The organism is Halorubrum sp. AJ67 (genome assembly GCF_000513435.1).
Genome location: NZ_CBVY010000002.1, coordinates 360,166 through 360,818, shown reverse-complemented (window position 1 = coordinate 360,818; position 653 = coordinate 360,166). Strand labels below are relative to the sequence as shown.

At 72.0% G+C, this 653-nt stretch carries 1 pseudogene; it reads left to right on the top strand.

Annotation, left to right across the window (positions count from 1 at the left end):
• Positions 1-81: 81 nt before the first annotated feature.
• Positions 82-653 (top strand): annotated as a pseudogene (locus tag BN903_RS03485) (class I SAM-dependent methyltransferase); the annotation flags it as partial.

The following is a 653-nucleotide window of genomic DNA, read 5'->3' as shown; positions in this document are numbered from 1 at the left end:
CGGGCCGCGTGTGCCGGCGAGCCGCGTTCGCGCCGCGAGCGGCGACGGCCTCTTTTCCCCGGAGCCCCGCGTTCCGGTACCGTGACGACCGTTCTCTCGGACCGCGACCGGCGGAAGCGCGACGACCGCCCCGACGGGACGTTCTACGACGAGCCGCGGTACGTCACCCACGCGGACGACGCCTTCTTAGAGCGGCTGACGGCGCTGTACGCCTCCGTGACCGACCCCGGCGACCGCGTCCTCGACGCGATGAGCAGTTGGGTCTCACACCTCCCGGCGGTCGAGTACGACCGGGTCGTCGGGCACGGCCTCAACGAGGCGGAGCTGGCGGCGAACGACCGGCTCGACGAGTTCGTCGTCAGCGACCTCAACGCAGACCAGTCGCTCCCGTTCGCCGACGACGCCTTCGACGTCGTCTGCTGTGCGCTGTCGGTCCAGTATCTCCAATATCCCGGGCCGACGTTCGCGGAGTTCGCCCGCGTCCTCGCGCCCGGCGGAACGGTCGTCGTGTCCTTCTCGAACCGGGTGTTCCCGACGAAGGCGGTCCGCGCGTGGCGGGCCGCGTCGATGCCCGAGCGGGCCGACCTTCGTCGAGCGCTACCTCGACGCCGGCGGCTTCGCCGTCTCGGAACGGATCGCCGACGCGCCCGGGC